This is a genomic window from Pseudoalteromonas sp. T1lg21 (genome assembly GCF_002964625.1).
In the GTDB taxonomy this organism is placed as follows: domain Bacteria; phylum Pseudomonadota; class Gammaproteobacteria; order Enterobacterales; family Alteromonadaceae; genus Pseudoalteromonas; species Pseudoalteromonas gelatinilytica.
This window is the reverse complement of the sequence record NZ_PQBX01000004.1, coordinates 167,239-193,491: the sequence shown is the minus strand read 5'-3', so window position 1 is coordinate 193,491 and position 26,253 is coordinate 167,239. Positions and strand designations below refer to the sequence as shown.

Annotated in this window: 26 protein-coding genes and 2 pseudogenes; 12 read left to right on the top strand and 16 right to left on the bottom strand. The window is 36.5% G+C overall.

Annotation, left to right across the window (positions count from 1 at the left end; translation table 11 throughout):
- Positions 1-145: 145 nt before the first annotated feature.
- Positions 146-6,280 (bottom strand): M4 family metallopeptidase, encoded by a 6,135-nt coding sequence (locus tag C2M25_RS03450; protein ID WP_234003524.1) that lies wholly within the window; start codon positions 6,278-6,280, stop codon positions 146-148.
- A 379-nt stretch (positions 6,281-6,659) separates the two neighbouring features.
- Here C2M25_RS03450 and C2M25_RS03445 point away from each other — a divergent pair, with 379 nt between their 5' ends.
- The 3 genes from C2M25_RS03445 to C2M25_RS03435 all read left to right on the top strand — a co-directional run bounded on the left by C2M25_RS03445 (position 6,660) and on the right by C2M25_RS03435 (position 10,166).
- Positions 6,660-7,958 carry a diguanylate cyclase domain-containing protein gene (locus C2M25_RS03445; protein WP_105180405.1) on the top strand — a complete coding sequence of 433 codons (1,299 nt, stop codon included), beginning with the start codon at positions 6,660-6,662 and terminating at the stop codon, positions 7,956-7,958.
- Positions 7,959-8,048: 90 nt separating this feature from the next.
- Positions 8,049-8,942 carry a TIGR01777 family oxidoreductase gene (locus C2M25_RS03440; RefSeq protein WP_105180404.1) on the top strand — a complete coding sequence of 298 codons (894 nt, stop codon included), beginning with the start codon at positions 8,049-8,051 and terminating at the stop codon, positions 8,940-8,942.
- A gap of 81 nt (positions 8,943-9,023) precedes the next feature.
- A complete protein-coding gene (locus C2M25_RS03435) occupies positions 9,024-10,166 on the top strand; it encodes a GGDEF domain-containing protein (RefSeq protein WP_105180403.1) in 1,143 nt (380 codons plus the stop codon).
- A gap of 17 nt (positions 10,167-10,183) precedes the next feature.
- Here the strand turns inward: C2M25_RS03435 and C2M25_RS03430 are convergent, their stop codons facing one another.
- On the bottom strand, positions 10,184-11,134 hold the full coding sequence (locus C2M25_RS03430; RefSeq protein ID WP_105180402.1) for a LysR family transcriptional regulator: 951 nt from the start codon (positions 11,132-11,134) through the stop codon (positions 10,184-10,186).
- Positions 11,135-11,243: 109 nt separating this feature from the next.
- Between C2M25_RS03430 and C2M25_RS03425 the strand changes: the two genes are divergently transcribed.
- The gene (locus C2M25_RS03425) at positions 11,244-12,185 is read left to right on the top strand and encodes a sodium-dependent bicarbonate transport family permease (protein WP_105180401.1); all 942 of its coding nucleotides are present in this window, start codon (positions 11,244-11,246) and stop codon (positions 12,183-12,185) included.
- An 83-nt stretch (positions 12,186-12,268) separates the two neighbouring features.
- Complete coding sequence (locus tag C2M25_RS03420; protein ID WP_105180400.1) at positions 12,269-12,688, top strand: hypothetical protein; 420 nt, start codon at positions 12,269-12,271, stop codon at positions 12,686-12,688.
- A 12-nt stretch (positions 12,689-12,700) separates the two neighbouring features.
- Here the strand turns inward: C2M25_RS03420 and C2M25_RS03415 are convergent, their stop codons facing one another.
- From C2M25_RS03415 to C2M25_RS03405, 3 genes are all read right to left on the bottom strand, one after another.
- Positions 12,701-13,081, bottom strand: coding sequence for a hypothetical protein (locus C2M25_RS03415; protein ID WP_063705764.1), 381 nt, complete (start codon positions 13,079-13,081; stop codon positions 12,701-12,703).
- Positions 13,082-13,194: 113 nt separating this feature from the next.
- A complete protein-coding gene (locus C2M25_RS03410; protein ID WP_105180399.1) occupies positions 13,195-13,779 on the bottom strand; it encodes a hypothetical protein in 585 nt (194 codons plus the stop codon).
- An 85-nt stretch (positions 13,780-13,864) separates the two neighbouring features.
- Positions 13,865-14,044, bottom strand: coding sequence for a hypothetical protein (locus tag C2M25_RS03405; RefSeq protein WP_105180398.1), 180 nt, complete (start codon positions 14,042-14,044; stop codon positions 13,865-13,867).
- A gap of 1,014 nt (positions 14,045-15,058) precedes the next feature.
- On the opposite strand from C2M25_RS03405, the pseudogene C2M25_RS03400 reads away from it, so the two are divergent.
- Positions 15,059-15,514, top strand: a pseudogene (locus C2M25_RS03400) (hypothetical protein).
- A 60-nt stretch (positions 15,515-15,574) separates the two neighbouring features.
- Here C2M25_RS03400 and C2M25_RS03395 read toward each other — a convergent pair.
- From C2M25_RS03395 to C2M25_RS03380, 4 genes are all read right to left on the bottom strand, one after another.
- A complete protein-coding gene (locus tag C2M25_RS03395; protein ID WP_105180397.1) occupies positions 15,575-16,018 on the bottom strand; it encodes a hypothetical protein in 444 nt (147 codons plus the stop codon).
- Between the two features lie 51 nt (positions 16,019-16,069).
- Entirely contained in the window at positions 16,070-16,420 is a 351-nt protein-coding gene (locus C2M25_RS03390) for a hypothetical protein (protein WP_105180396.1), read from the bottom strand.
- Positions 16,421-16,474: 54 nt separating this feature from the next.
- Positions 16,475-16,726 carry a hypothetical protein gene (locus tag C2M25_RS03385; protein WP_105180395.1) on the bottom strand — a complete coding sequence of 84 codons (252 nt, stop codon included), beginning with the start codon at positions 16,724-16,726 and terminating at the stop codon, positions 16,475-16,477.
- 410 nt (positions 16,727-17,136) lie between these two features.
- Positions 17,137-17,844, bottom strand: coding sequence for a RipA family octameric membrane protein (locus tag C2M25_RS03380; protein WP_199775143.1), 708 nt, complete (start codon positions 17,842-17,844; stop codon positions 17,137-17,139).
- A gap of 102 nt (positions 17,845-17,946) precedes the next feature.
- Here C2M25_RS03380 and C2M25_RS03375 point away from each other — a divergent pair, with 102 nt between their 5' ends.
- Positions 17,947-18,189 (top strand): ogr/Delta-like zinc finger family protein, encoded by a 243-nt coding sequence (locus C2M25_RS03375; RefSeq protein WP_234003523.1) that lies wholly within the window; start codon positions 17,947-17,949, stop codon positions 18,187-18,189.
- A 35-nt stretch (positions 18,190-18,224) separates the two neighbouring features.
- Here C2M25_RS03375 and C2M25_RS03370 read toward each other — a convergent pair whose 3' ends face one another.
- Together C2M25_RS03370 and C2M25_RS03365 are read right to left on the bottom strand one after the other, a co-directional pair.
- Complete coding sequence (locus C2M25_RS03370) at positions 18,225-18,827, bottom strand: hypothetical protein (protein WP_105180394.1); 603 nt, start codon at positions 18,825-18,827, stop codon at positions 18,225-18,227.
- A 252-nt stretch (positions 18,828-19,079) separates the two neighbouring features.
- Positions 19,080-19,505: a hypothetical protein gene (locus C2M25_RS03365; RefSeq protein ID WP_158679667.1), complete on the bottom strand. Its 426-nt coding sequence runs from the start codon at positions 19,503-19,505 to the stop codon at positions 19,080-19,082.
- 3 nt (positions 19,506-19,508) lie between these two features.
- On the opposite strand from C2M25_RS03365, the gene C2M25_RS21920 reads away from it, so the two are divergent.
- Entirely contained in the window at positions 19,509-20,042 is a 534-nt protein-coding gene (locus tag C2M25_RS21920; RefSeq protein WP_105180392.1) for a LexA family protein, read from the top strand.
- Between the two features lie 119 nt (positions 20,043-20,161).
- Positions 20,162-21,823 carry a deoxycytidylate deaminase gene (locus C2M25_RS03355; RefSeq protein WP_105180391.1) on the top strand — a complete coding sequence of 554 codons (1,662 nt, stop codon included), beginning with the start codon at positions 20,162-20,164 and terminating at the stop codon, positions 21,821-21,823.
- Positions 21,824-21,917: 94 nt separating this feature from the next.
- Here C2M25_RS03355 and C2M25_RS03350 read toward each other — a convergent pair whose 3' ends face one another.
- The gene (locus C2M25_RS03350) at positions 21,918-22,139 is read right to left on the bottom strand and encodes a hypothetical protein (protein ID WP_105180390.1); all 222 of its coding nucleotides are present in this window, start codon (positions 22,137-22,139) and stop codon (positions 21,918-21,920) included.
- Positions 22,140-22,389: 250 nt separating this feature from the next.
- Between C2M25_RS03350 and C2M25_RS03345 the strand changes: the two genes are divergently transcribed.
- The 3 genes from C2M25_RS03345 to C2M25_RS03335 all read left to right on the top strand — a co-directional run bounded on the left by C2M25_RS03345 (position 22,390) and on the right by C2M25_RS03335 (position 23,953).
- Positions 22,390-22,641: a LexA family protein gene (locus C2M25_RS03345; protein ID WP_158679666.1), complete on the top strand. Its 252-nt coding sequence runs from the start codon at positions 22,390-22,392 to the stop codon at positions 22,639-22,641.
- 410 nt (positions 22,642-23,051) lie between these two features.
- On the top strand, positions 23,052-23,366 hold the full coding sequence (locus tag C2M25_RS03340; protein ID WP_105180389.1) for a hypothetical protein: 315 nt from the start codon (positions 23,052-23,054) through the stop codon (positions 23,364-23,366).
- A gap of 212 nt (positions 23,367-23,578) precedes the next feature.
- Complete coding sequence (locus tag C2M25_RS03335) at positions 23,579-23,953, top strand: LexA family protein (protein ID WP_105180388.1); 375 nt, start codon at positions 23,579-23,581, stop codon at positions 23,951-23,953.
- Between the two features lie 79 nt (positions 23,954-24,032).
- On the opposite strand, the gene C2M25_RS03330 is transcribed toward C2M25_RS03335, so the two are convergent.
- From C2M25_RS03330 to C2M25_RS21915, 4 genes and pseudogenes are all read right to left on the bottom strand, one after another.
- Complete coding sequence (locus C2M25_RS03330; protein WP_158679665.1) at positions 24,033-24,401, bottom strand: hypothetical protein; 369 nt, start codon at positions 24,399-24,401, stop codon at positions 24,033-24,035.
- A 187-nt stretch (positions 24,402-24,588) separates the two neighbouring features.
- Entirely contained in the window at positions 24,589-24,915 is a 327-nt protein-coding gene (locus C2M25_RS03325; RefSeq protein WP_105180386.1) for a hypothetical protein, read from the bottom strand.
- 15 nt (positions 24,916-24,930) lie between these two features.
- Positions 24,931-25,857 carry a tyrosine-type recombinase/integrase gene (locus tag C2M25_RS03320; RefSeq protein WP_234003529.1) on the bottom strand — a complete coding sequence of 309 codons (927 nt, stop codon included), beginning with the start codon at positions 25,855-25,857 and terminating at the stop codon, positions 24,931-24,933.
- 48 nt (positions 25,858-25,905) lie between these two features.
- Positions 25,906-26,121: pseudogene (locus C2M25_RS21915) on the bottom strand (Arm DNA-binding domain-containing protein); the annotation flags it as partial.
- Positions 26,122-26,253: the final 132 nt, after the last annotated feature.

Here is a 26,253-nt window from a genome sequence, read left to right as displayed (position 1 = left end):
TACGAATTTTATTTTGCTCTAAAGAAGCATACCAAGAATTTCAAATAACAACAGCAGTAATCATAATTTTAGATTGAATTTGTATTATTAATAATGATTTTCACTTATTAAAAAGCCCCTTAAAAAGGGGCTTTTCTTAGCTCTTTTAGTGTCTGTATACTCGCCTTCTATAAACGAAAGGTAACAGAGCAATTAGAAATACAAAAACGCCACCGCTACTAGACTCAGTTTTATCACCATTGCTACTAGTAGTTACATTTTTGACAGTAACATCTATTGATTGTTCTGTTGTTCCTTCCCCATCCGAAACGACTACTTTGAATCTGATTAACGAATCCACTGAGACAGTTGGAGATTTAAATTTTAACGTTTGAGAAGTAGATTGAAGAATATCAGCTTGAAGCCCTTGCGTTTGCGTCCAATTGTAAGTTAATGACTGTGATTCTTTATCTGTCGCAGAAACAGTAATCACACCTTCTGCATTCTCATTAACTGTATAACTATTAGCAAGTTCAATTGTTGGCAATTGGTTTACATGCATGAATAAAACAGATTGCTCATGAACAAATTCCTCGTAACCATCGTTAATGGTTAAAGAAATTGTTCCCTGCTTCGACTCTAAAAGCTCAGATACTTTCAAGATTGCTATACTTTCATTCTGGTTTTCGATAGTAACTTCGGGTATCGAAATTGCCCAGTGATACGTTAATTCATCTGCGTCACTATCTGATGTGCCTGACGCATCTAGAACGAAAGTATGCAGCTCTTCTATCGTTTCTGGAATAATAAGAGATAATGTTGGTGCGCTATTAAGACTTTCTTGTGCAAGTTTTGCGACAACCTCAACAAAACCATTTTTCACGCCGTCTAAGTCAAATTCACTACCATCTTCAATCCTAATCACTGAACAATTACTGCACTCAGAACTAAACTCGCTGCTTGCAATTATCTCTACCGATTTCCAACCACTTAACGTTAGTACGCGTGCTTGTAGCTCATCGCTCAATAAAGCGTTTTCAAGCATTGGTAAAGCAAGATCTACTGATTCTGTGCGCTGAGCGAGTTCAACATTAATGTTTATCATGTCACTCTTCAATTGGAAGTGAGGATCTTCAACCCTCATCTCGGTGAAGGCATCAAGCAACATCTCTTCAGATACATTCATATTTTCTATGAAGTGCTCACTGTGAGTGCGAATAACGTCACCTGCTCTGATGATATGGAAAACATTGTTCGTATGTACATAAGAATCAGATGCGAGTACCCCCTTCGAGGTGTTTGCTGAATTATCTAAGAAATCAACAATCCCATCACCATCACTGTCGCCTATCCACTCTATAATATCAGGAATATTATCACCATCGGTGTCCGCACTTTCATCATCAAAGATAACATTATTAATTAATGGCACGGTCTCAGTTTTAGTCAGAACCGACTCTCCATTTTGTAAAATGTCATACTGTAAGGTAATGTCTCCTTGCCAAGCATCTTCAATACCAAAATAGCCACTCCAAATTGATGTGTCATACATATACACGTCAACTTCATTGATGACTTGTTCAGCAGATAATAATGTTACTTTTAGCTCTAAATTTTCATAATTTGAAAAGCCATATACTTGTATAGAAAGATCGGCGCTATTCCCTTTGACCAAACTTGCCATTTTCTTACCATTTTGTTTATGAGTTGCACTGATAGTGCGTGGAGCATCCTCATCTAAATGAATTATTTCAGATTTACTAAACTCCCCTGTATAACCGCCGTCGTATACTTCAAGCTCAATTGAATCGACTGACGATTCCAAGATACTTGCGAAGACTACATTCTTGATCCCTTCAATACTGTAGTCACCAAAATAATGGCTATAATTTCCAGCACTTAAATTTAACCCCAAGTAATCATATAACGGTTTGCCTCTTACATTAAGCGCAACGACAGGCAGAGCATTTCGATAAACATAGGTAGCAGGCTGAATATCAATACGAGGATTTATATGTAGGTTTATTGTGCCTGAGGCTGTATTACCTGCATTATCGCTTGCCGTAATATCTAAAGAGTAACGTCCAGACTCAAATGCTATATCAATGTCTGATTCAATAGTTATTTCATTTATGCCTGATACCGCATCATAAACAACTGAACGGTTTACTAACTCCTCGAACAATTGTTCTTCAGTAAATTCGCCGTTCATAGCGACGACATCGTTTCGGATGATTGGAGCAGTCGTATCAGTAACAAAGAATGTTTGCACAGCTCTTGCGCTATTACCTGCAATGTCTTCAGCTACCCACGTTATTTGATTCTCGCCATATACTAGCGTTCTAGATGAAGGGTATACCTCGACAGCAACTCTATTGTTATCTGTTACCTCAGGATAAAGGCTTCTAGAAATGTAAGTATTTTCATAAACCCCTTCTATTGTCACAGGTGACAAATCAGAGAATACTGGTGGTAAATTTTCTCCTAAATTAGGATCATCTGGATGACTATCCTCACTATCAACCACACCATCTGAATCTGTATCTTCAGCAGTTGGGTTAGAACCTATTTCAAATTCAGTTATGTTAGCCAAACCATCTCTGTCTAAATCTTGACTTGCATCGAATGAGTCAAGAACATTCAAACCAAATTGATACTCCCAGAAATCAGCCATGCCGTCATTGTCGGTATCTAAACGAGTATCAATCTCTGAAATCCACATGACACTATCAATAAAAAATGAGTCGTAACGGGAAAAATCAGCACCACCTAGATTAAATTTAATTGTATTGAAGCCACTAGCTATAGGAATTAATAGTCGAGATTTTTCGTATTGAATTTCAATATCTTCGTTATTAACTTGAACTTGTAAAAGCCTATACTTATTGGTGTTATAGTCAACAGTGATAAAGCCCTGCTCAAACAAACCAGCAATAGCAAAGCCTGCATTCACTCGTGTATAAGTTTCGCCATTGAAGTTAGGGTAAAAAGAAAGGCTATTAATTCCGTTAGAAGACCAACTATCACTTGAAATCCAGTCAACATTATTTGCTGCTAACACCGTGAAGCGGTTTGGTAACCCACCATATTCAAAACTTTCGAAAAGGTTATTTATTGCTGAAGGCGTTGATGCGTATTCTGTTGGTGAGCTTTGCGCATAATATTCTTGTACGTCTGTATAACCATCTTCATCTAGATCAGAACCAGTAACATTTGCATTAATAGGTGAGGTCATAAGTATATTTACTTCATAACCGTCAGGAAGTTCATCCCCATCACTATCCGAATGCCTAGGATCTGTTCCAAGAGCATACTCTTGCAGAGCAGTTAGTTCGTCATTATCGTAGTCAGAAGAAGCATCATTAGCATCAGTTAAATTAAGCCCATTTTCAACTTCCCAAAAATCAGGCAGCCCATCACTATCTGTATCAGCATCGCTCGTTTTAGAAATAAACTTAAAATTATCTAGCCAAACAGCATCCTCTCCTGTAGATATTGAACCATCTTTTGAATATGAAAACTCAATAACGTTAATACCTTCAGGGATTTTAACAGTTACCGACCCTTCCTTCGTTCCAGCGATCCACTCAATATCACTATTTGAACCATTAATTCTCAGCGCAAAAGAATCGCAACAATCTTCAGATTCTATTTTATAGTCAAATACAAGGTATGCTTCTACGAAGACACCTGTAGCACTGAATGAGCTCATCTGACTATCTGAGATTTTACCAGAGCGAATGCTATGCGAACCATCGGTAGCAAAACTATTATCAATGTACCAATCTGCGTTGTTCTCTGATGAATGGTTAAACCATTGAGGTAGTTGAGAGTCTTCAAATGAACTAGTTAGATTCAATTGCTCTGGAAATGACTCTGCATCTTGTGGGTCTGTTTGTAACTGAAACTCGGTGTAGTTACTAAATCCATCATTGTCACTATCAAGCATTGCATCAGTAGAGTCTGTTAAATTTAGACCATGCTCATATTCCCAGCCGTCTGGAATTTGGTCTCCATCTGTATCAAGGTTATTAGGATCGCCCTGATTTAAAAACTCATTGAGGTTACTCAAACCGTCATTATCATTATCCAATGATGCATCGTCTGAATTCGAAGGATCTAGCCCGTGTGCAACTTCCCAAGAGTCGGGTATTGAATCACCATCATTATCAGCAAATTCATTACTGAAATAAATGTTATCAATGAAAACTGTATCTAAGCCTGATGATACAGAACTATCTTTAATGTAAGCGAATTTAAGTGTATTTAAGCCTACAGGAATAACCTGCTCGAAAGAGCGCCAATCGGTGATACCAGAATCAATAACAATTAATTGCTCGTTTAGGTAAACATACAAATGATCAAAACCAGCTTCTGTAGAAAGTTTATAAATAAAGCTTAAATACTTAGTCTGGTCTGTTACAAAGCTGTATTCAAAACTAGTTGCTTGACTATCGTCAATGTCATTATTAGCCAAAGAGAAACTATAGTTTTCATCTATTTGTGAAGTTTCCCATGGCGTAGAAGGGTCTGTAAAATTAAAGCTTGCCGGAACAAGATTGTCATTAAAGTTAAATGAGATTGTTGCAGGTATTGTTGGCGTAGAATCAGCATCACTAGGGTCTGAACCTAATAAAAATTCAATTAGGTTAGTGAAGCTATCATTATCTAAGTCACTTTGTGCATCTGAACTATCAAGTGGATCTAAGGCGAAATTGACTTCCCAACCATCCGTCATTTTGTCGTTATCAGAATCAGGGTTAGTTAAGCTCGTTTGATACACATGATGTTCTTGATAATCAGTTAAGCCATCATCATCTGAATCAGAATCATTTGGCAAAGAATTTAAACTGTATTCTTCTAGGTTGGTCAATCCATCTTCATCTAGATCACCTGAGGCATCTGTAGGGTCTGATGAATCGAGTGAATATAACAACTCCCAATTGTCATCCATTCCATCGTTATCATTATCAATGAATTGAATATTATTACATACAACACCTACCGTATTGAATGCATCAACAACATCATTTGCCGCATAACCTAAATCAATGGCACTGTTTATTGCACCACATGCACCATCGATAAAGTCCGTTGAATTTACCCAATAATTTTGGTTTGCGTAGAGCATAATTTGAAAAGCTTTACGTGGATCCCACTCTGGCTTATTTGCTAGTAAATAAAATGCTCTGTTGAATACACCACTACTGTAATGAACATCAATTCCAGAATAAAACTGTGATGCGTGGTCTATTGAAATACCATCATTTGACGGCGTTTCAAAATAACGCAATGCAGTTCTATTTTTTGTGATGTCGGCACCAGACAACCAATCTGTAGTGCCTCTGACAAAGTATTCAGCAGTTTCACCAGCCATGTCTGAGAAAGACTCATTGATCCCTCCCGATTGGTCATAATAAAATAAATTGGAATTTTGCTCAGTAACACCATGACTTACTTCATGAGATACGATATCTAAAGAAACTAGCGGGTAAAAACTATCAGCACCATCACCAAAGCTCATCGCAGAGCCATTCCAAGTCGCGTTTTCCCAACCATCACCTTGGTGAACACGCAACAATAACTTAAAAGTCAGTGGTGCCGTGTTATACCATTGCTCATACATATCAAACACTGAGGTACCAAATGCATGGGCATCGTTTAAAGGCGAATAGGCACCATTAACCTCTTTGTGAGTATTTCGAGCACATGGGAATGAAAACGCAGATGAAGGCTCGCTCCCTGACTCCATCGAAACAGTTTTTACTTTATCATTTTCTAAAAAACATGTTTCTCCTACTTGGGAAACAGCAAATGCGGGATAATCATCGCCATATTCATAACGGCCAACTTTCTCATTACCACCAGGTCCCATCGCCTGTGTGTGTTTGATATTATTCCACGCTTTAAACACTTCATAAGTCTTTTCACTGATAATAGCTGAAGGCCTTGATTCAAGTTTTGCATTTAAAATTTCAAGTTCAATTAAATATGCGTAATGAGCTTGATCGTTTTTAACATAAATGTAGCGCTCTGATTTTACGAGCTTATAAGAAGAATCTAGTGACAGTTTAGAGGCTTTAAGTACTGCTAAAACAGCGGTCTCTAAATCAAATTGATTATTCGCTCTTAATTGCAATTGTGTTTCATTGATATCAGTCGCAAAAAAGCCACTCAAATGCTTTGACTGCGCTTGAACACGAATTTGTTGGCCCCAAATTGGAATGCCAGAATAATATTGCTGTAGAATTTTGTTTGATGAATTTTTTCTTACCGCACTCGTCGAGTTAAGGTGAGGCAAAGTTACCTCTTCAAAATAAGAACCTTTTTTTTGATTATTTTGAAGATTCTGATTTATTAACAGCAGGTTTTGAAGTTGTGGTTGGTTAAGAGGACTGACCCTTTCGACTGTTGCAGCTTGAAGAGAGTATGCGTTAAACATACTAAAAACTGCAGCACCTGCAATTAATCCCTTATGCATAATAGTTCCTTAAATACATTATTTACTTATTATCGGGACTAAATTACCAAAAATAAACACAACCTGCACCAATTTGTTAAGCTCACATTAATAATTTAACCAAAATTTCGACTACATATCTTAAAACTCACACTGGAAAAATACTCAATACCCATCAATACTTTATTATTAATAACTGAAACAGTCCCCTACCCATTCAATGTCGCTAAGAGCTAAATTTATCCTTCTGCTATCCACAATTTTTTGTGTGGTGGTAGCCAATACTTTCATTATCTATGCATTAGATAAACAAGGTCAGGCTAAGCTTGAAGCAGTGATCCATACTCATAATGTGCTCGATGAATCAGAAAAGCTCTACAATCAAATAACGAACGCCGAAACTGGACAACGGGGTTATTTATTAACGCAAGACCTCAACTATTTAGAACCCTACTATTCGGCTCTTGAACAAGTAAAACAACATTTTTTGGCCGTTAATAGACTAACGCTAAACAACTCCGAACAACAAAATACGCTTGCTTTAATTGATGAACTAGTTAACAAAAAATTAGCTGAATTGGCATTAACTGTGACACTCGTAATGCAAGGCACACCTTATGCCCTTGAAGAAGCTAAAGCGATTGTGTTAACTGATGAGGGAAAACAGTATATGGACCAAATCCGTTGGCATATTCTACAGTTTCAAAATACTGAGCAGACCAAGCTAGAACAGCAAAATGCTGAGTACCAAAGAAATAGGCTATTTATTACCCGGTTCGTCACTTTGCAAATCCCATTAATTGTTATCTTATTGATATTTTGTGCTTTATACATCAATTTAAAACTTTTCAAGCCCATGAAAATATTAATAAAAAACACCAAACAACTTGAAAAAGGCCTGCCTGCAAAAATGATGACGATAAATTCTCATGATGAAATAGGTTACCTTTTCAAACGCTTCATACGTATGAGCAACATAATTAATAAGCGAACAAGTAAATTAAATTTTCAAGTAAGTCACGATCATTTGACGGGTGTTTTAAATCGAACGGAACTAGAGCCTGCATTAAAACATGCTACTAGTCTTTGTTCTGAAGATAATAAACTGGCTGTAATCTTTATTGATATTAATAAATTCAAGCAACTCAACGATAACTATGGTCATTTAATCGGTGACCTAGTACTTAAAGAAACAGCAAAACGGGTTACTTCATCAGTTAGAGCTGATGATGATGTTTACCGTTATGGAGGGGATGAATTCGTTATTGTTGCCCACAACATTGCCAAGCGTTGCTACATAAATGCCATGCTCAACCATCTAATGGAACGATTTGATAGCCCTTTTATATTCGAACAACACACAGTTACGGTGTCACTTAGTATTGGTGTAGCCCTAGCACCTGATCACAGTCAAGATCCTCAAAAACTGCTCAAGCTTGCTGATCAAGCAATGTACCAAGCTAAACAAGCGTCAAAAAATGGTTATCATCTTTACCAGAATAGTACTCAAGAAGACTAATCTAAATCACTGCTTTATCCGTATATATTTGCAAAAACCCTCATCACTATGTATAAAATTTACACAGCACTTTTAACTTAAGGCAACACTATGCATCTTTTATTGACAGGCGGAACGGGTCTTATTGGTAGGCATTTGTGCCCTTTTTTATTAAACCATCACAAGGTGACTGTACTTACACGAAACCCAATTCAAGCTGCTGTTATTCTGACTCATCAAGTGCACACTGTTAAGTCACTCGATGAGGTGAATTTTGAAGAGGTTGACGCTGTAATTAATCTAGCTGGAGAGCCAATTGTCAACAAACGTTGGAGCGAGTCGCAAAAGCGCACTTTGTTAAATAGCAGAATTAATCTTACCCTACAGATATCTAAAGCGATTAGCCGCTGTGAATCACCACCTCATACCTTTATTTCTGGCAGTGCGATTGGCTTTTATGGCCGCCAAGAAAATCAGCCAATTGATGAGAGCTTTAATGATATTTACCCTGAGTTTAGTCATGTGCTTTGCCGTGATTGGGAGCATGCAGCGACGAAAGCACAATCTGAACAAACTCGAGTATGCCTACTTCGTACAGGTATCGTATTAGCTAAGCAAGGTGGTGCTTTAGGTAAAATGCTGCCTGCTTTTAAATTTGGCTTGGGTGGACCAGTAGGCCATGGTCAACAAGGAATGTCATGGATCCATATAGATGACATGATCCAACTTATCCTTTTTGTGCTCTCACATCAGGATATACACGGCCCAATCAATGCCACTGCGCCAAATCCTGTTGATAATAATGAGTTTAGTCAAACTCTTGCACATGTGATATCGCGTCCTGCCATGTTACGTATGCCTAGCTGGGTTTTAAAATTGATGATGGGCGAAATGTCAGACCTACTCCTTCATGGTCAATTTGTGCTTCCCAATAAACTACTTAGTCATAATTACCGCTTCCATTACCCAACGTTAAAACCAGCATTAGAAAGTCTAAAATTATAGTTACAATGTACGGGTTGATAATACTCAACTAATACATAATAATTAATCTGATTTTAGTCGAGTGATTATTCAGGGAAAATCATGATGCATTTACCCACCATAATCAGCATTTCAATTTTATTGAATGTGATTATTGGGGCGTTTCTACTGTCTTTGTATTTTTTAAGGCAACAGCCGAGCTATTTATATTGGGGTAGTTCGTGTTTATTTTTTGTATTTGCGCAAATCACCGCTTCTCTTCGTGTTTTTATCGACTTACCTTTAATTACCCATTATCTGGCAGCTTTACTCATTATTTCAGCGCCTTTGGCTGCAATTTTAGGGATCCATGCTTATAGTCAGTCAGATAGGAAATACCATAAAGCCTGCGCCTTTGTGCTGATCCTATCCATGCTGATATTACTGCCAGTGCATGACTCCCCATTAAACCACATAATCAGCACGGCCATCATTGCCATTTGCTTTAGCTACGCTGCATTTGCGCTCAGAAAGCTGCAAGTTGAGCGCATCATACACCTGGCTTTACTAAAACTGTGCTTTGTAATTCATGCTTTGATTATGTTAGTACAATTTTTGCTTTTAGTTTCTGATTATAAGGGCGATATTAATACTGATTTAAGCCACATTCTCGCGGTCATTTTGATAAGCCATATTATAATTACCACCCTAACTGCTATGATTTGGCCATTAATGATGTTTTTAGAATCAGAGCAGATACTAAGCGATCTTGCCAATCGTGACCCGCTTACAGGATTATTGAATCGCAGATCATTTATAATGATTAGCAACAATTACTTAGAGCAAGCTAATAGTAATCTTACAGAGCTCTGTGCTTTGATGATTGATATCGATTTCTTTAAAAAAGTAAATGATCAATATGGTCATGAAACCGGAGATGAAGCACTCAAATGGGTTGCTAAAAAGATTAAAAGCCAGCTTCGCGAACACGATTTAGTCGCCAGAATCGGCGGTGAAGAATTTGCAGTCATACTACCAAGCACCAGTCAGACCCAAGGCGAAAGCCTATCCGAACGGATCCGTTTAGCAATACACAACGATAGCTTTCAATATCAGCAACATTCAATAAAGCTTTCAATTAGTGTTGGCATCATAACTCATAAATCGGGCACAAATAATGTTAACGAATTACTGGCAGAAGCCGACAAAGGCTTATACAAAGCAAAATTAAATGGCCGAAATCAAGTTGTTACTATGGCATTTTAACGTGACAGCTTGTTAGTTTAATTTAAGCTTTCATTTAGCTGACTTAACTCATTGGTCACCCACTGTTTATCTAAGCATTGCTCTAAGTTAAGTTGGGCAAATTTTAAAAAATTGCGCGCCGCATGTGACAAATGGCGATCGGTGCGAACCACAAAATACCAATGACTGGCTAAATTCACATCCTCTACATCTAGCATGCAAAAACTCGTATCATGGGGTGGCAATACATGGCGAGAAACAACACCGAGCCCCATTCCTGAGCCAACTGCAACACGTATTGCCTCGTTACTGGCCATTTGTACTGTGTTGCCAAGGACAAAACCTCTACTTTGTAGCTCGCTTTCAAATAACATTCGCGTAGCTGAACCTGGCTCGCGAAGTAAAAAACGTTCACTCACTATATCGTGCAAAGTAACATGGCTTTTACTCGCAAGTGGATGGTTTATTGGCGCAATAAACACTAATGGGTTTTGCAAAAACCGCCCTGCTTTTGCGTGCTCTAATGAAGGGGGGTGACTAAATACATAAATATCATCTTCGCCTCTTTCAAATCGAGCAAGTACTTCAGCACGATTACCTATTTCAAGTGGCAGCTCAACATGAGGATGTAAATTACTATACGGTCCTAGTAATTTGGGCAAGATATATTGTGCGGTGTTAACCATGGCTATTTTACAACGCCCGCGCTCCCCACCTCTGAGCTCAGCTAAATAATCTTGATAATCATCAAAATGACCAAACACCTGCTGGCAAGTTTGAAACAACGCAAAACCCGCTTCTGTCACATGAATACGCTGCTGGTTAACCATCACTAATGGCTCATTCACTGTTTCTTGCAAGCGTTTAATTTGTTGTGAAACCGTTGGTTGCGTTAAGTGTAACTGCCTTGCTGTCTCACTAATTGAGCGCGTTTTTACCACACACATAAACACTTCAAGTAAGCGAAAAGAAATATGCCTTAAGTCCATTAATATTAACCCATAGATAATTACCTATAAGATACTATCATTTATTTAATTATTTACTATGTGGTTTTTTATCTAGAATAGCGGCGCTTTTAACCAAGAGGAGAACAAAGTGCCTGATATTGTTGTAATGTTTTTTGTTTTAGGGCTCACAGCCGGATTACTTCGCTCTGATCTTAAAATTCCGCAAGCAACCTATGAAACCCTTAGCCTATTGCTAATGCTCACCATTGGCTTAAAAGGCGGCATGGTGCTGCATGGCAATTTGCATTGGCAACTTCTACCCGAAATGGGCGCTGTGTTACTGCTTGGCGGCTTGATACCATTAATGCTGTATCCGGTTTTAAACAAGCTGCTTAACCTCTCTGTCGCAAATAGCGCAAGTATAGCCGCGCATTATGGCTCTGTTAGCGCAGGCACATTTGCTGTTGCTTTAGCGTATGCCGAATCGAATTCACTTAATGTAGGTGCTGAAGTCACGCTTTATTTAGTAATGCTTGAATTACCTGCCATCATCGTGGGTTTGTTACTATACCGCCGTCTAGGAAATAGCTCTGGGCAAAACCTATCACTCAAAGCGCTGTGGCATGAAACACTGACTAACAAAAGTGTGATCTTGCTTGTGGGTGGTGTGATTATTGGCATGATGTACGGCACGCAGCAAGGTAGCCAAGTAACTAGCCTTCTTACCAGCAGCTTTAAAGTTGTATTAGCATTATTCTTACTAGAAATGGGTTTAATGGCCGCACAAACACTGCGCCCTATTCCATGGCATCATTGGCGTTTAGCATTATTTGCACTTATAACACCGAACTTATTAGGTGCCATCGGCGTCTGTGTGGGTACTGCCCTGCAACTCGAGCTCGGCTCGGTAGTGATATTAGCAAGCCTAGTTGCAAGTGCCTCTTACATAGCAGCTCCAGCCGCTATAAAAGCAGCTATTCCTGATGCTGACATAGGCTTGGCCATGTTATGTTCTTTAGGCATAACCTTTCCTTTCAATGTATTACTAGGAATTGGCTTGTATCATCAAATAGCATTGTATATGAGTTAAAAAATTCGCTAACTATCACTTTATGCATGAGATTTTTTAAAAAGTCGTTTAATATAAATAAAAAAGCAGTGCAAGGACATGCTATGTTCAATCAAACGCTCAGCACTGAGCAACAGCATGTAAGTGATATTTTTATGCGCTTATGTACGCTTTGTCAGGTGCAAAATAATTTAGAATTAGAGCAACATTTATCATTACAACTTGGCTTTTGTGAGCAAAGTATTGAGCTTGCAACTGTGCCCTATGAGTTAATTGATAAACTAGCTAAAGCTTCTGAGGTTAGTTTTGATTCACTACTTAATGGTAGTAACCAAACCACAGCTGTACTTGATGGTCCCATATTACAAGCAATCAGTAACGGTATTATTAAGAGTATAAAAAAGCTATCAATGGCGGGGTTAATTAAAGGTGAGAACCAAACGCAAGAAGCACTTAGTCAACTTGCAGATATTCAGCTAAAACAAATAGCAAAAGAGCTCAAAATACAAAGCCAGGTTAAATAACCTGGCTTTTTACTAATTCTTACCTTTGTACATTTTCTCGTAAATGTCAGATATATTGTTTTGCTTATCGTAGTATCGCTGCAGCTCCCCAAGCGATAACTCCTTTATTTTATCGCTATCAAGCCCGGCAGGTTCTGCTAATTTAAAATGTGCGGCGTGTGGTGAATTGCCCATTAAGGTTGCAATTTCGCCCTTCAATTGTTCAGCTTTATTAAATAGTTTAATTGCTTTGCTGATATCTGTTTCATGTTCGGCTTGTAACGTGCACCAAACCACCTCAACAGACTTAGACCTGATTTGATCTTCAAAGATATTTTTTCGCGCAATCAACCACGTACTTGCAATCAGCAAGATGGCTAAAACGGCAATGGCTATGTAAATTAGTTCAAGCATTACGATCCCTCGGTAAACTAAATGTTACTATACACCCAAACTTGGTCCGTAATACATCAGGAAAAAGCATTATAAATGATAGTATGAGACTGAAAATCATCTAATAATTAATGTTAAGTTTTTGTTCCAAACGGCCAGCTTGGACTAAGTAATAGTTTTAATTTGGTTTTCAAAAGACCAGGAAACAACATCACAACAGCAAGCACAATACTAATGTAGAGCACAATAAAGCTATACATGTAGTGTATATAGGCATGTTCAGCTTGGATAAACAATACGACGAGCTTAAACCACAAAATAAAATGCGCTAAAGCTAAAAGTGTCGTCAGCTTGATTATACAGAAAAACAAATCCCCAAATGTATAACTAAACTTTGTATGCAATTTATATAAGATAGCCATACTCAAAACATTGAAACCAGCTAATACAAGATAAATGTTCTGTGCAAACGCACCGTTCCCACCCTCAGAAATATAAAGTAGAACCTTTTCCATAAGTAGAGAAGTTACTAAGTATTTTGATGCTACAACGGCAATTGACAAAAAGTCGCTAAAAAGCTCTCTATGTTTGAATGCTCTATAGAAAGAATGTATCAATGCGACTGTATAACAAAGAGCTATAATAACTTGAGTAGAGAACACTTTATGTGCAGAAGTTGCGACTAAAAACTCATTGTATAAATCTGTAAGGTATTGCATGGCGTATCCCAAAAAAGACACGCCTAAGCATAATGCTATACTCAAAAAAAAACCAGCGTTTGAGCTGGCTTTATTCTGTAAGTGCTTAGTTTTCTTTCTTTTTTGGTACCAAAATCACAATTCCAGCAGAGCCTTGTAAGTTTTTCTTTTTTGGCGGTACTAAAATTACGATTCCACCAGAGCCTTGAAGTTTTGTAGTATCAAAGCTTGAAACTGGTGCTGCGTCGAATGCTAAAGTAGATAGTAATAAAGCTGATAAAGTCATTTTTTTGTTCCTTCATTGTTAAAGATAGTTTTCGTTAGCAAATACCGAGCCACTAAAATACAAATTGGGTAAAAACTAACGACTAGCCCCTATATAAGCATAAAATTAAACCGTTAGGCCATTTTTTATACTATCCACGTTTACAAAACGTACGCTGAACAGCATCAAACCGTTTAGCTCTATAAACTAGCTAGGCTCTATGCCATAATTCTGTTAATTCAAAAAATAAGTCAAAGCGGCCCTACGCTTAGCAAGGTTTAATGCATGGCATATCCAGAACAACAGCAACCAACAATTTATTGGCACGACTATACAAAAACTCTTATAAATATTTGAAAATAAACAATCTAATTTTTAAAAATATTATTTTTATACACCATTAATAAACACTGGCAGTTTCTTGCCACATACAATTCACTTTACTATTGGCTCCAATTTATTTTTTAACACCCCTACTGTTGATTTGTGGCCTATAAATTCTGATTTTGTAATTGGCTCTCCTACTCCCTAATCTTTGTCACCATGCGTTTCTAGGCTTATTAAATCAAGGAGTACTTTAGCCATATCTACTGAGCTATCACCCAACCACACTGTTTTACCTTCCACTTTTGCTAAATCTGTTGCTTTAGGGTTTTGACTGGTTTTAGGTTCATATTTTCCGTAGCTTCAATATCAACCTGCTTTTTACTGCCTAACAATAATCTTTGACGTGAAACTATTAATACCTTTCACCCACTACGGTTTTTAATGAGCACCTCACATTTGTGATTTGATTGTCGTCTATGTTTGATGTGTCGTTTCTATCAATGCTGCAGATGCGCTCATGGTAACTTTCTTTTCGCTTGTTAAATTTTATCACAATAATATCAATAGATTAGCTATATCCCAGTAGCTCTTTAGGTATCAATTATCGTAAAGGCGTTCACCATTCTTACTTAAGGATTTAGACAAAATGATCAAGTCATTCAGTAAAGACCCAAAAGCATTTATTAAATTAATTAGGGGAGGTAAATAATGGGCTGGCTAAAATCCGTATTTTCATTATTAACCGATCCGATAGCCGACTTAACTGGCGGCTATCGGGAGCGTAAACGCATCGCCGCTGAAATGGCCGCGGATGTAGCACGTGCTGAAAACAACTTTAAAATTGCCCAGTTCAACGCCAAAGCAAAACGCCTTGAACAGGTTGAGCAAAACGACGCTGACTATGACTTACTTGTGCTTAAGAACCGCGACAAAACCATAATGGATGAAGTGATTATTTTATTCTTTTTGGGGTTGTTCATCTGTCACTTTATACCTGCTATGCAGCCGTACATGGCTGAAGGCTGGAAAGCGATGGGCTATAAAGGTGCGCCCTAGTACTTTGAGTTTGTGATTGTAGGGATTGCTGTTTCAACGCTTGGATTAATGCGGTTGTTTAGAGCATTTTGGCGGATCAGAGATAATAAGAAAAGCGCTAGTGACTAGCGCTTTAATAACAGAAGTGGAATTTCAATAATTCATTTTTATCTTGTAACTTACAAACAACTAGAGCATATCTTGTAGCTCAACATTTGATGTATATCCAATTTGTTCCATCATAATTCTACAACATATTTCTGAAAGAAAAATCAGGAAGTTAATATTTATATTAAGCTCTATATCAATTTTATGTACATATCGCCAGTCAACAAAAGCCTTATCACAATTTTTTAATTGCTGTTCGTAATCAGGCCATTTCACTACTAGATAATTTTGTATTTCAATGCAAATTTCTGAAGGTAGTTTTTCCATAAGTGCTAGCAAGTGATGACCTTTACAATCCACACCATCACTATAAAGAATAACTTTGAGAGCTAATTCAACGGAAAACGATGCATTAATAATACTTGGTGTCCCTATTGGAACCATCCCATTTATGTTACAACGTTTTGCAGCTGCATAAAATGAGAGTGCATTTGTTGCTGCATGAGATATTTGCTGTTCAGTCACTTTGGGTACCTAATATTTTATAATAGGTTACAGATCATAAACCGGCTACGGTTATAATTCTATTAAATCTAACTTTAAGTCGCTTGTTAATCTGAATGATGAGCCTTGCTGGTTTCCTATAGTGGATTTTGCTTTTTCTCTGTATAGTTCAACCGCATTAATTATATTCGACTCGAACTGTTCTAGCTTTTCGCTAAATATCTGCCTGCTTCTGAATTCACGAAATGCCTCCTCGTCTTCTTCTGTTAACTCCAAATGAGTATCATCACTGATTAAATTAAAATTAACATGGATATCTTCATGTCTGTCTCTAAAGTGATATGTTATAACTGAATCTATAGTTGGCTCAGCATGCTCATCTATACCTAATTCATTTAAAACGTACTTAATAAAATCTAACATTCAGTAATCCTTTTTAATGAGTAGTAAATAAGTACAACAAAGTAACTTTTTTAACTAACTAAGTCTACCAGACCAATCTAGCTCTTTTACCTTTTCAATTTTAGCGACCACCACTTCAAGACGCTTAAGTGCTTTAGTCAGATTTGGTCCAGGCACACCATTAAGCGTTGCTGCATTGGTTTTACTAATTCCTCGTACCAAGTAATCGCTTAGTGCTGCTTTTATATCTTCACTAGTGCTTTTACCAAACGATAAAAGTGAATCTAACCGCTCTTGGCTTTGCGAGCCTTTATGTAAATATTTCATAATTTATTTATCACTTAACTGATAATTAATTAATGATATTTCAATATCAGGTAAATCATCAGGTATTTGATCTTTTTGTTGTCACTTTATGTCAAACATTGTCACAGATTTGACAATCTGATCTTTTTCAAACAACTCTCAGATCCCTTTATTGCAAGGTCTAGCTAAAAATAGCATGTCACAACAGTTGTCAATTTGACGCATTTTTTGCACGAAAGCGGAAGGCGAGGAGGAATGAATTTTGTGGCCTTTTGATTGTCAAAAGGCACATCCAGTGTGCCTTGGCGGCCTAACTAAATACTATGTTATGCAGTTGAAAAAAACTCTTAAATCGGCTGTAAGCTAAATTAGTATGTTTAATTACTTTTAAATATCCAGTTAAGTAGCCTATTACAGTACTTAAATGTATTTTATTTGATTCCCCGCTTAACGACATTAGATTTTCTAGTATTCATAATATGGTGATGATTACCATGATATGAAGTACTTTCTTTAAGTGTCATAACCATAAAAAATACCACAACGTTAAACGAGAGCGCTTGATATAAACTGGCTGTATGTAAACCCCAATCAAAAACACTCAATAATAAACCGAGCCATACAACTAAAGTAAATAAACTTACCCATTGATTTATTTTTGATACGGATAATTTTGCAGGTCCAGTTACTAAGTCCTCGATAAACCCATCATCATCTGGTCTTTCAAGGCTTGTTTTGTAAAGCGGACCAATAATGTCATTTTCTAGCATGTTTACATGATTTTCCCAGTTTTCCTGCCAATATTTGCTTCCTTTATTAACTAAAAACCAAGCCCAAGTAAAAAATAAGCCAATACACCCAATAACAAACACATAAACTTCTTTATCAGAAGTTGGTTTTATATTGCTCGAGATAACTCCAAAAAAGCCAGCAAAAGTAACAGCAATCAAAGCCCAAAAATATGTGGCTCGCTTCCAATAAAGTTCTATTTCGAATTTTCTTATATCTAATGCATGCTCAAGAGCTTTTTCTTTTTTACTTTTCAAATTAACTCCCGCACCTTTCTCTTCCTGTTCCTTATCTTCAAACATTTTGTTATAACTTTCATTATCAACTTCATACGGATGGTGTTTCGACATCGTAGATTCATCATTTTAATTTTTTCGTAAAATAACACGTTTGCCAGCCCTATTGGCACTGTCTATAATTACAGTTGTTTTGTTAATTTTATTGGTGTGATTATGCGGGTAACGTGTCCGAACTGTGGAAGTAAAGCGACTATTTCATCAAGAGAAAATCAATCAACCCATGTAGCTGATCTTTATATTTCATGCACTGACGTTAAAAACTGTGGAGCAACGTTTGTGAGTACGTTAGCATTTAAACACTACCTAAACCCACCACGCCAAACAACTGCACAGATTGCCGCATTGTTAATTAAGAACTTACCTCGTGAACAGCAGCTAGAACTAACAGGTTTGTAATCTGTAAAAAAGCCCCATGAGGGGCTTAATGTAAATTAATCAATAACACAAGGGGCTTCACAAGAGTGTGGTAACAGGTAAACAGTTTTCTCTATAGTATCTTTTTGATGAAAGTATCTTTCTTTATCATTCAACCATTTCCCAGTATCGGGGTCTATATTCAGTATACCATTATCCTTTACTTTCAACTTAATATCGTAATATCCACCTTTGAAAGTTTTAATTGATAAAATGCTGCCTTTTTCAGAATTTTCAACTCCATTTACCCACCATGTGTATTCAGTAATATCTCCATCTCTATCTGTAGATGTAGATGAAATCCTAACTCGATTCACACCTCCAGACCATTCCGGTTCTTGTGAAAGAATAGTGAAATTTGCATTCGGAGAATAATTTCTATTTATAAAGTATTTTTTATAAGTAGAGTCGCATGCATATTCCCCCTGTAGACTATAACCATGAAATTTATATGGAAAGGAAGGGTAATACATACCCATGATATTTACTTGCTTGTCTGAGTTATGTGCCCAGCATCCTTCCCAGTATGTGAAGTCATGTGGTTCCTCTTTTAATTTATCACCAGCATGAACGTTTAGTGCAAGGAATAGTGACACAAAACCAACAATTACTTTTTTCATTATTTTTTCCTTAAATTTAATATATCCGTACCCGTTAAAGGCCCAAGTAAATTAACAGTAAATTAACACCAATGAAATAGTATTAAAGTACTAATTTTAAGGCTGCTTTAAAAAGTAATTCATTCAATTTATATTAGCGTGACTAGATTCGGTTTTAATTATTCAAAAGATATAATTACAACTAAGTTTCTTAATATTAATTATGAAACTTTGACGTTCAAAAGGCCTGAACTAATTAATATGGCTTATTTGTCACGCCAACAACTCTAATGACCACCAATCATTTTTACTGACTGCAGAAGCTTGATCATCATTAACTAACAAGGCCAAATCCCAGTCCCCTATTACAACAAGCCCATTCTCATTCCTTGTTTTAATTAACGAATCACGGCCATCATGCTCTGCATATGTGTATGCAAGCTCTATTAACTCTTTTGCTTGTTGTCTATGTGCATCGGTTACATGCCAACTACCCGATTTTTGGGCGAGTGTTTTCGCTCGGTATTCAATAGCGAGTCGTTTTTCATGTTTTTGTTGGGCTGCTTCGTCCAGAACCTGCAACTGACCATCTCTTATTTGATAAATTTGCTCGTTTCGCCTGATCCTTTTACCTGAAATTAGATCCTTTTTAACCTGCTCGATCTCTTTTGTGTCATGACCCTCCATATCAAGTAACAACTCATCCCTAGAGCCCGTGGCTATGGGCGTACAGTTATTACCACTAGTCCAAGAAAAATTATAGCTTTAGCTGAAGCATTAGAAACAACTCCAGAATATTTACAGTTTGGAGTTGGTGAATTAGATAATGCGGAAGTAACGAAAATAGTAACCAATAAACTACCGCTAATTAGTTGGGTACAAGCAGGTGCTTGGTCAGATATTTCCGAAGTTAGCCCTGTGGATGCTGAAAGATTCCTTTGCCCAGTTAATTGCAGTGAACAGTCATTTGTTCTTCGTGTGCAAGGAATAAGCATGGAGCCTAAGTTTAATGATGGCGATCTAATATTTGTTGACCCCGAAGCCGAGTGCATCCACGGTTCTTACGTTGTAGCTCGTTTAGATGACGACAACCAAGCCACTTTCAAACAGCTGATCATCGAAGGCAATCAAAAGTTCCTAAAAGCCGCCAACCCCAACTGGCCAGAACAACTCATCCCCATCAATGGCAACTGCACGTTGGTAGGAAAAGTAATTTTTACTGTGAAATCTCTGTAAAAATGAAATACTATCAATATCAAAGAAATGGAATTAGATATTTTGTTGATGAACTCTACGAGTAACAGAATTACTAAAGTAAATAATAATTAATAATCACAAGAATGGTGAGCAAAGGCATGAACAATTCAAACGAATACTTAAAATCCGCACTAGAAAAGCTTCACAGCAAGAACGAAGATTTCATAATAATAGGACTCACAGGTAGAACAGGCAGTGGTTGTACATCTGCAGCAAGAATATTATCAACCGATAAAGCTAAATTAAAGCATTGCTTATTCTCAGGGCCTGATGCTGAGAATAACTTTCAGCGAAAAGAAAAAATTCTAAATACGTTTTATAGAGAAAATTGGCACCCATTCACTCATTTGAGGGTTAGTTCAATATTAACGTACTTGTTATTACAGAAACTTTCTGAAGAAGAAATTAAAAATTTTCTGTCAGCTCAAGATTCTATAAGAGCAGCAGATATTAATTTCTTTTTATCTCTTCAAAGACAGCTAAAAACGGAGAAAGATAAGTTATCTAAATATGAATTTTTTATTACGTTTCTTGACAAACTTACAATGTTAATTAGAGAGCAATTAGATAACGAGACATTTGTTAAACTCTATCAAGCATTAGGACGAAATGCTCGTCGTTCTGGTTGTGTATCTAAAAGCGACATGAAGAAAGGTAAATTTTTCACCATTGCTCAAAACATAAAATATATTATTAATGAGTTACATAAAGAAAATAAAGATAAAAATCAAAGTACCTATATTACGATTGATGCAATTAGAAATCCTCTAGAAGCTAGTTATTTTCAAGAACGCTATTCTGCATTTTATCTACTCGCGATTTCTTGCGAGGAAGAAGTGAGAAAGTCACGTCTGATAAAGAAAGGTTTCTCAGATGAGAGTATTAATCAAATTGACAAAATAGAATATTCAAGTCTCGACTTAAATGATAAGAAAAGTTTTACAGATCAAGATATTCAAGGCTGTTTACAAAAAGCTGATATTTATATTGACAGTAATGCTAAAGATGGTGATTCAGATACCTTTCAGAAACTGACAAACCAATTAATAAAATTAGTATCACTGGCACAGAAACCGGGCCTTATTACACCGACTCCAGAAGAAAGGTGCATGCAAGTTGCTTATGCATCAAAGTTAAATTCAGGTTGTCTTTCTCGCCAAGTTGGCGCCGTTGTTACAATGAATAATTTCTCAATTAAAGCTGTTGGTTGGAATGATGCTCCGTATGGCCAAGTTCCTTGTAATCTAAGGTCTGTTGATAACCTTAAAAATAAAGTTGATTTGGAGGCATATAGCCCTTTCGAATTAGAAGATACTGAATTTAGAAACCACATGGAAAAGAGGCATCAAAAATTAATAAAAATAAATGAAACAGGTTATAACCCTTCATATTGCTTTAAATCAGAATATAACCAAATTAAGGAAGATAAAAATCAAGTACACACACGCTCATTACATGCAGAAGAAAATGCGTTTCTTCAAATGTCTAAAGATGGAGGAAGCGGAATTGAAGGAGGTTTTTTATTTACAACTGCGAGCCCTTGCGAGCTCTGTGCAAAAAAAGCCTATCAACTTGGTATGAAGAGAATTTACTATATTGACCCATATCCAGGTATCTCTCATAATCATATTTTAACTTCTGGTAAAAAAGAAATGCAGCCTCAAATGGTTCTCTTTAATGGTGCTATTGGCAGGGCTTTTCACAAGCTTTACACACCAATTGCAGCATATAAAGATGAATTAAATGCAATGATTGAGTAGCCACATTTATTGCGTCAAGTCGAAATATAAGTAACACCCTTTGGGTGTTCTGATTTCTCAATAACTTAAGGTGCCCGCTCAAAGCGGGCTCTATTTAAGCAATATCGTAAAGATTCAATGCATCAAATACTAATTGCAATCCTTCTTTATTTAGCTGATTTTGGTTTATAAGTTCGATAAATCTATATCTGGGTATCCTCGTCTCTCGTAATTGAATCCATAGATTATCTACTTCTTCAACCGTTATTGGCCTATCTTCATAAATACCCGTTAGATTCTTTCTGATTGCTCTTCTTGCTCTTAAGCTGTAGAACATATAGTTGTCTCCTCTGAATAAAAGCTATTTTTTGGCACTGCACCTTAAAGCAATTAAGTAAAAAAACTTTGATGTACACCCTAAAGTTTAAATTCATCCGTTACCTCATAGACCTAATAATAAAATCAAGAACTGTATAAAAATACAGTAAAAGACTATAATCTTAGAATAGATTGTAACGAGTACCTATTATGATTATCGAAAATGTGGATGTGGGCCCAAATTTAAAGAGCTTTCTAAAACGTTAGATATGGCCTTTTTAAAGGACTCAACTTTTATCGGCCGCGCAAGTGGCCGTAGTATGGAAGGTGTGGGGATCTATGATGGTGATTTGTTAATAATTGATAGGGCCAAAGATGTGCAGCAGAACGATGTAATCGTTGCATGCTTAAACGGTCAATTTGTTTGTAAGATAGCCGACTTAACTAATAACCTTTTGTTGTCGGCAAACCCTGCTAATAAGCCATATAAATTAACAGGGTTTGACCAATACAATGTTTAGGGTGTAGTTGCACAATCAATCAGAATGCATAGAAGCAGTACTGTTTTAGAGTTTGGGTGTTAGAGACTTCGACTTGAACGATTAAAGTCTCTTTAGCTTTTACTTGAAGAGCTTTTCATCACCTAGTTTTCTTTAGTTCTAATATAGATATTGTTCCATTACATCCCCCCCAATTTCGATGAATAAATTTTCTTCTGTCTCAACCTAGAATTGTCCAAAAAACATGCTACTTTTATTCAAGCTGGAATTTACTGTTCTTAATTTACTTATAAAACAACATGTATTCTAGTTAACCGAAGAAAGTATCAACTCGTTGCCTCCATCAGTAATTACTTAGCTCATTTAATGGTTATATCTAGGTATGGGAATAAACGACTTAATTCTAATTAAGCCAATAAAAAGGAAAACTTATGTCTGAAGCTACACATAACGATTTATTTCAAACAACATGGCAAGCAAGCTCAAACAACCATGATGTTGCTCCACTTACCATCCAATTTAATGCTGTTCACACATGTACAGTCCTAGTAGGAAGCCAGCCTTATGGAGTTACATGTAACTGGACTGAAAATTTTGCAGACGGAAACGTTACTAATTTTGGACTTACTGGTGGCTCTATTTCACTAGTAGGAAATTGTTCGTTAAGCTCTAAAACAGGTAATGCAACTGGTTTTGCTTGTGGTGAAGGTGCTGAAGGATGGACACTTACACTTTTACCAAATTAAATACGCATAACTTTCAGCTTTAAATCATTAAACCTCATCTTCTTGTTTAAATATTAAAAGAAGAATGATTATTTAATAATGTTAAATAACATTCCAGAAGAACTAAAAGTTGCTGTATTCTTTTGCTTTTAGTTCTTTCTAGTGAAATGAAATTTGAAATCTACGGAAAGAATTTTATCAATGATTAAATTACTCTAAATACAGCTTTAAAAATGATTCTTGTGAATTTTGATGTTGGCCCTAAGTTTAAAGAGCTTTCTAAAACGTTAGATATCAGCTTTTTGAAGGACTCAACTTTTATCAGCCAAGCAAGTGGCCGTAGTATGGAAGGTGTGGGTATCTTTGATGGTGATTTGTTAATTATTGATAGGTCCGAAGATGTGAAGCAGAACGATGTAATCGTTGCATGCTTAAACTGTCAATTTGTTTGTAAGATAGCCGACTTAACTAATAACCTTTTGTTGTCGGCAAACCCAGCTAATAAACCATATAAATTAACAGGGTTTGACCAATACAATGTTGAGGGTGTAGTTACACAATCAATTAGGATGCATAGAACTACTAGTGTTTTGGAATTTGGATGTTAACAAATCACCCCAATGCAAATTAGTACATAGGATTTTTGCTAATTTAAATATGGGTAGTTTGATGCTTACATCATAATAACTACCTATATGGTGTATCGAGTCTAGTAATGATGTACTTAACAACTAAATCAATATTTGTAGGCGGTTCGATTACATCATTATCTTGTAGTAAAAGATATTTATAAGCTTGCGTGCTAACTGAAAAGCTCGTTTCCAGAGATGAATTTACTTTTTCAAGGGGTACTACCTCTTTAGCCTTAATTCCAAATTTGAACAATTCGTCTTTAATTTTATCTACTTTATCAACAAAGCCATTAAAGTATACAGGATACTGTGGTTCTTCATTTATTGTAATGCCCACCTGAGTAGATAATAAAATACGTTGGTATGCATAGAAATGTTTTACTAATTCCTGAGTCTTATTATTTGCTATATCTTCAAACTTCATCTTCTCTCCATTTTTAATGTAGCCTATAGTCATTTAATTGGTGAGTCCTTAGAAATGTATTTACTCTTGAATTAAAGATAAAAAAATTAAAAATAAATTTAACTTAAAAAGGTACACCTGATCACAAAATAACTTAAGAAACGATGTTGTACAACAAAATGCATAAATAATTTTGCATTGAAAATACTCACCCTTTAGCTCTTTCACTTATTAGTATTAATAATTGTTTAAAAAACAGGTTTCGAATTTCTTCTTGGTATTTTAATAATTCCTTTTGGAAAGGAGCTTTTAATATGTTTATTTGCTCATCAGATAAATCTGTTTCGATAGAAAATGAGAAGCCTTTCCCAACTACACTATTTATTTCTTTAAATTGAGGCAAAACACTTCGAATAGCTTCTAATGCACGAGATCTGTCATAGTTGTATTCATCTACAAGCAAATCTAACATAAGTTGTTCAAAATGCTTTTCACTTGAAGTTCTAGAATTTGGAAATTCAATTATATTGCTCATTATATCCCCTAAATCTTATTTTTTACTCGAATTGATAGACCGTTTTTTTGCTAAAACTAACTTGCAATATAACTCATAACCTTCTCTCTGTTCTTTCATCCAATCATGTTTGTTGTAGACAGCCATAACGCCACGCATTGTATGTCCGAGCATCTTTTCTGTTAAGTGTGGCGCAACACCATGCTCACTTAGTAATGTGGATAATGATCTGCGCGCATCATGTGGTATGAACTTAGGCATGTTGTATTTTTCAAATAACTGTTCCCAAACACGACAACAATAACGGTTAATGGTATGTGTGGTCATCGGTTTTCGTGGGTTGCTACCTGGTATTATGTATTCAAAATTTCCGTAAACAGTTGCAAGTTTGTTTAAGATTTCTTTCATCAAACTAGAGATTGGCCGTCTTATCGCTTTATTTGTTTTTGAATTTTCAGGTGGTAACGTCCAAACATCATTTTCAAAATCAAAATGCTCCCACTTAGCTAAACCAATCTCAGAATGGCGAGCGCCTGTTATGAATATAAGCTGTAAACAAGACTTGGTTGCAAGGGTTGCTCTGGTAGATTCAATCTGCAACCAAAGTTTAGCAATTTCATCTAGCTGTAAAACTCGTTGGCCTACACTCGCCTGTTCACCAACATCACTCACATTTAAGTTCAACACCGGATTAATAGGCTTAACTAAGCCTCGTTTTTCAGCCCAACCTAAAATTGACTTTATGCGCGTTAAAATTGTGCCGGCGGTTTTAGGGCTGCCATCACGCTTTACCATATCAAAGTACTTTACCCAGGCATGAATAGCCATATTGTCGACTGGTAAGGCTCTATAGTTTAAGTAAGGAGCCACCCATTTTTTTACATGGTTTTTGTAGAGTGTTTGTGTTTTTTCTTTGAGGTCAGGCACACGAGTCAATACCCATCCATGAGCAACTTCAGTCATTGTGGGTAAGCCCTTTGCATTGTTACGCATTAGCTTTAATTCAATGCGAGGGTCTTTCTTTTGACTAAGCCAGTTTTGAAACTGTGGTATGTACGATTGCGCTTCTTTAATAGAAAGGCCAGGATAACGACCAAGTGTAATGATCACTTGTTTGCCATCAACTCGGCAACGATATTGCCAAGTAATCGTTCCTTTTGCTGATATCCTTACACTAAGGCTATCTCTGTGCGATAATGTGCTGGGCTCTTGGTTCTTGCCTAACAAATTTCAGAGTTTGGTATCGCTTAACGGTATTTGATTTTTTATACACACTTACAAAAAAATATACACGATACTATACACACCTTGAGATCATTGCAAGAAACACGAAGTAACTAGAAGAACTAAAAAAAGGCC

Excerpts from the sequence above, each read along its gene's own strand:
- C2M25_RS03440 (WP_105180404.1), top strand. The coding sequence starts at position 8,049 with ATGCATCTTTTATTGACAGGCGGAACGGGTCTTATTGGTAGGCATTTG.
- C2M25_RS03415 (WP_063705764.1), bottom strand. The coding sequence starts at position 13,081 with ATGCTTGAACTAATTTACATAGCCATTGCCGTTTTAGCCATCTTGCTG.
- C2M25_RS03325 (WP_105180386.1), bottom strand. The coding sequence starts at position 24,915 with ATGAGCAATATAATTGAATTTCCAAATTCTAGAACTTCAAGTGAAAAG.
- C2M25_RS03320 (WP_234003529.1), bottom strand. The coding sequence starts at position 25,857 with ATGACTGAAGTTGCTCATGGATGGGTATTGACTCGTGTGCCTGACCTC.
- C2M25_RS03420 (WP_105180400.1), top strand. The coding sequence starts at position 12,269 with ATGTTCAATCAAACGCTCAGCACTGAGCAACAGCATGTAAGTGATATT.
- C2M25_RS03330 (WP_158679665.1), bottom strand. The coding sequence starts at position 24,401 with ATGAAGTTTGAAGATATAGCAAATAATAAGACTCAGGAATTAGTAAAA.
- C2M25_RS03335 (WP_105180388.1), top strand. The coding sequence starts at position 23,579 with ATGATTCTTGTGAATTTTGATGTTGGCCCTAAGTTTAAAGAGCTTTCT.
- C2M25_RS03380 (WP_199775143.1), bottom strand. The coding sequence starts at position 17,844 with ATGTCGAAACACCATCCGTATGAAGTTGATAATGAAAGTTATAACAAA.
- C2M25_RS03430 (WP_105180402.1), bottom strand. The coding sequence starts at position 11,134 with ATGGACTTAAGGCATATTTCTTTTCGCTTACTTGAAGTGTTTATGTGT.
- C2M25_RS03410 (WP_105180399.1), bottom strand. The coding sequence starts at position 13,779 with ATGCAATACCTTACAGATTTATACAATGAGTTTTTAGTCGCAACTTCT.
- C2M25_RS03445 (WP_105180405.1), top strand. The coding sequence starts at position 6,660 with ATGTCGCTAAGAGCTAAATTTATCCTTCTGCTATCCACAATTTTTTGT.
- C2M25_RS03340 (WP_105180389.1), top strand. The coding sequence starts at position 23,052 with ATGTCTGAAGCTACACATAACGATTTATTTCAAACAACATGGCAAGCA.
- C2M25_RS03370 (WP_105180394.1), bottom strand. The coding sequence starts at position 18,827 with ATGAAAAAAGTAATTGTTGGTTTTGTGTCACTATTCCTTGCACTAAAC.
- C2M25_RS03350 (WP_105180390.1), bottom strand. The coding sequence starts at position 22,139 with ATGTTCTACAGCTTAAGAGCAAGAAGAGCAATCAGAAAGAATCTAACG.
- C2M25_RS03390 (WP_105180396.1), bottom strand. The coding sequence starts at position 16,420 with ATGTTAGATTTTATTAAGTACGTTTTAAATGAATTAGGTATAGATGAG.
- C2M25_RS03345 (WP_158679666.1), top strand. The coding sequence starts at position 22,390 with ATGGCCTTTTTAAAGGACTCAACTTTTATCGGCCGCGCAAGTGGCCGT.
- C2M25_RS03435 (WP_105180403.1), top strand. The coding sequence starts at position 9,024 with ATGATGCATTTACCCACCATAATCAGCATTTCAATTTTATTGAATGTG.
- C2M25_RS03355 (WP_105180391.1), top strand. The coding sequence starts at position 20,162 with ATGAACAATTCAAACGAATACTTAAAATCCGCACTAGAAAAGCTTCAC.
- C2M25_RS03385 (WP_105180395.1), bottom strand. The coding sequence starts at position 16,726 with ATGAAATATTTACATAAAGGCTCGCAAAGCCAAGAGCGGTTAGATTCA.
- C2M25_RS03405 (WP_105180398.1), bottom strand. The coding sequence starts at position 14,044 with ATGACTTTATCAGCTTTATTACTATCTACTTTAGCATTCGACGCAGCA.
- C2M25_RS03375 (WP_234003523.1), top strand. The coding sequence starts at position 17,947 with ATGCGGGTAACGTGTCCGAACTGTGGAAGTAAAGCGACTATTTCATCA.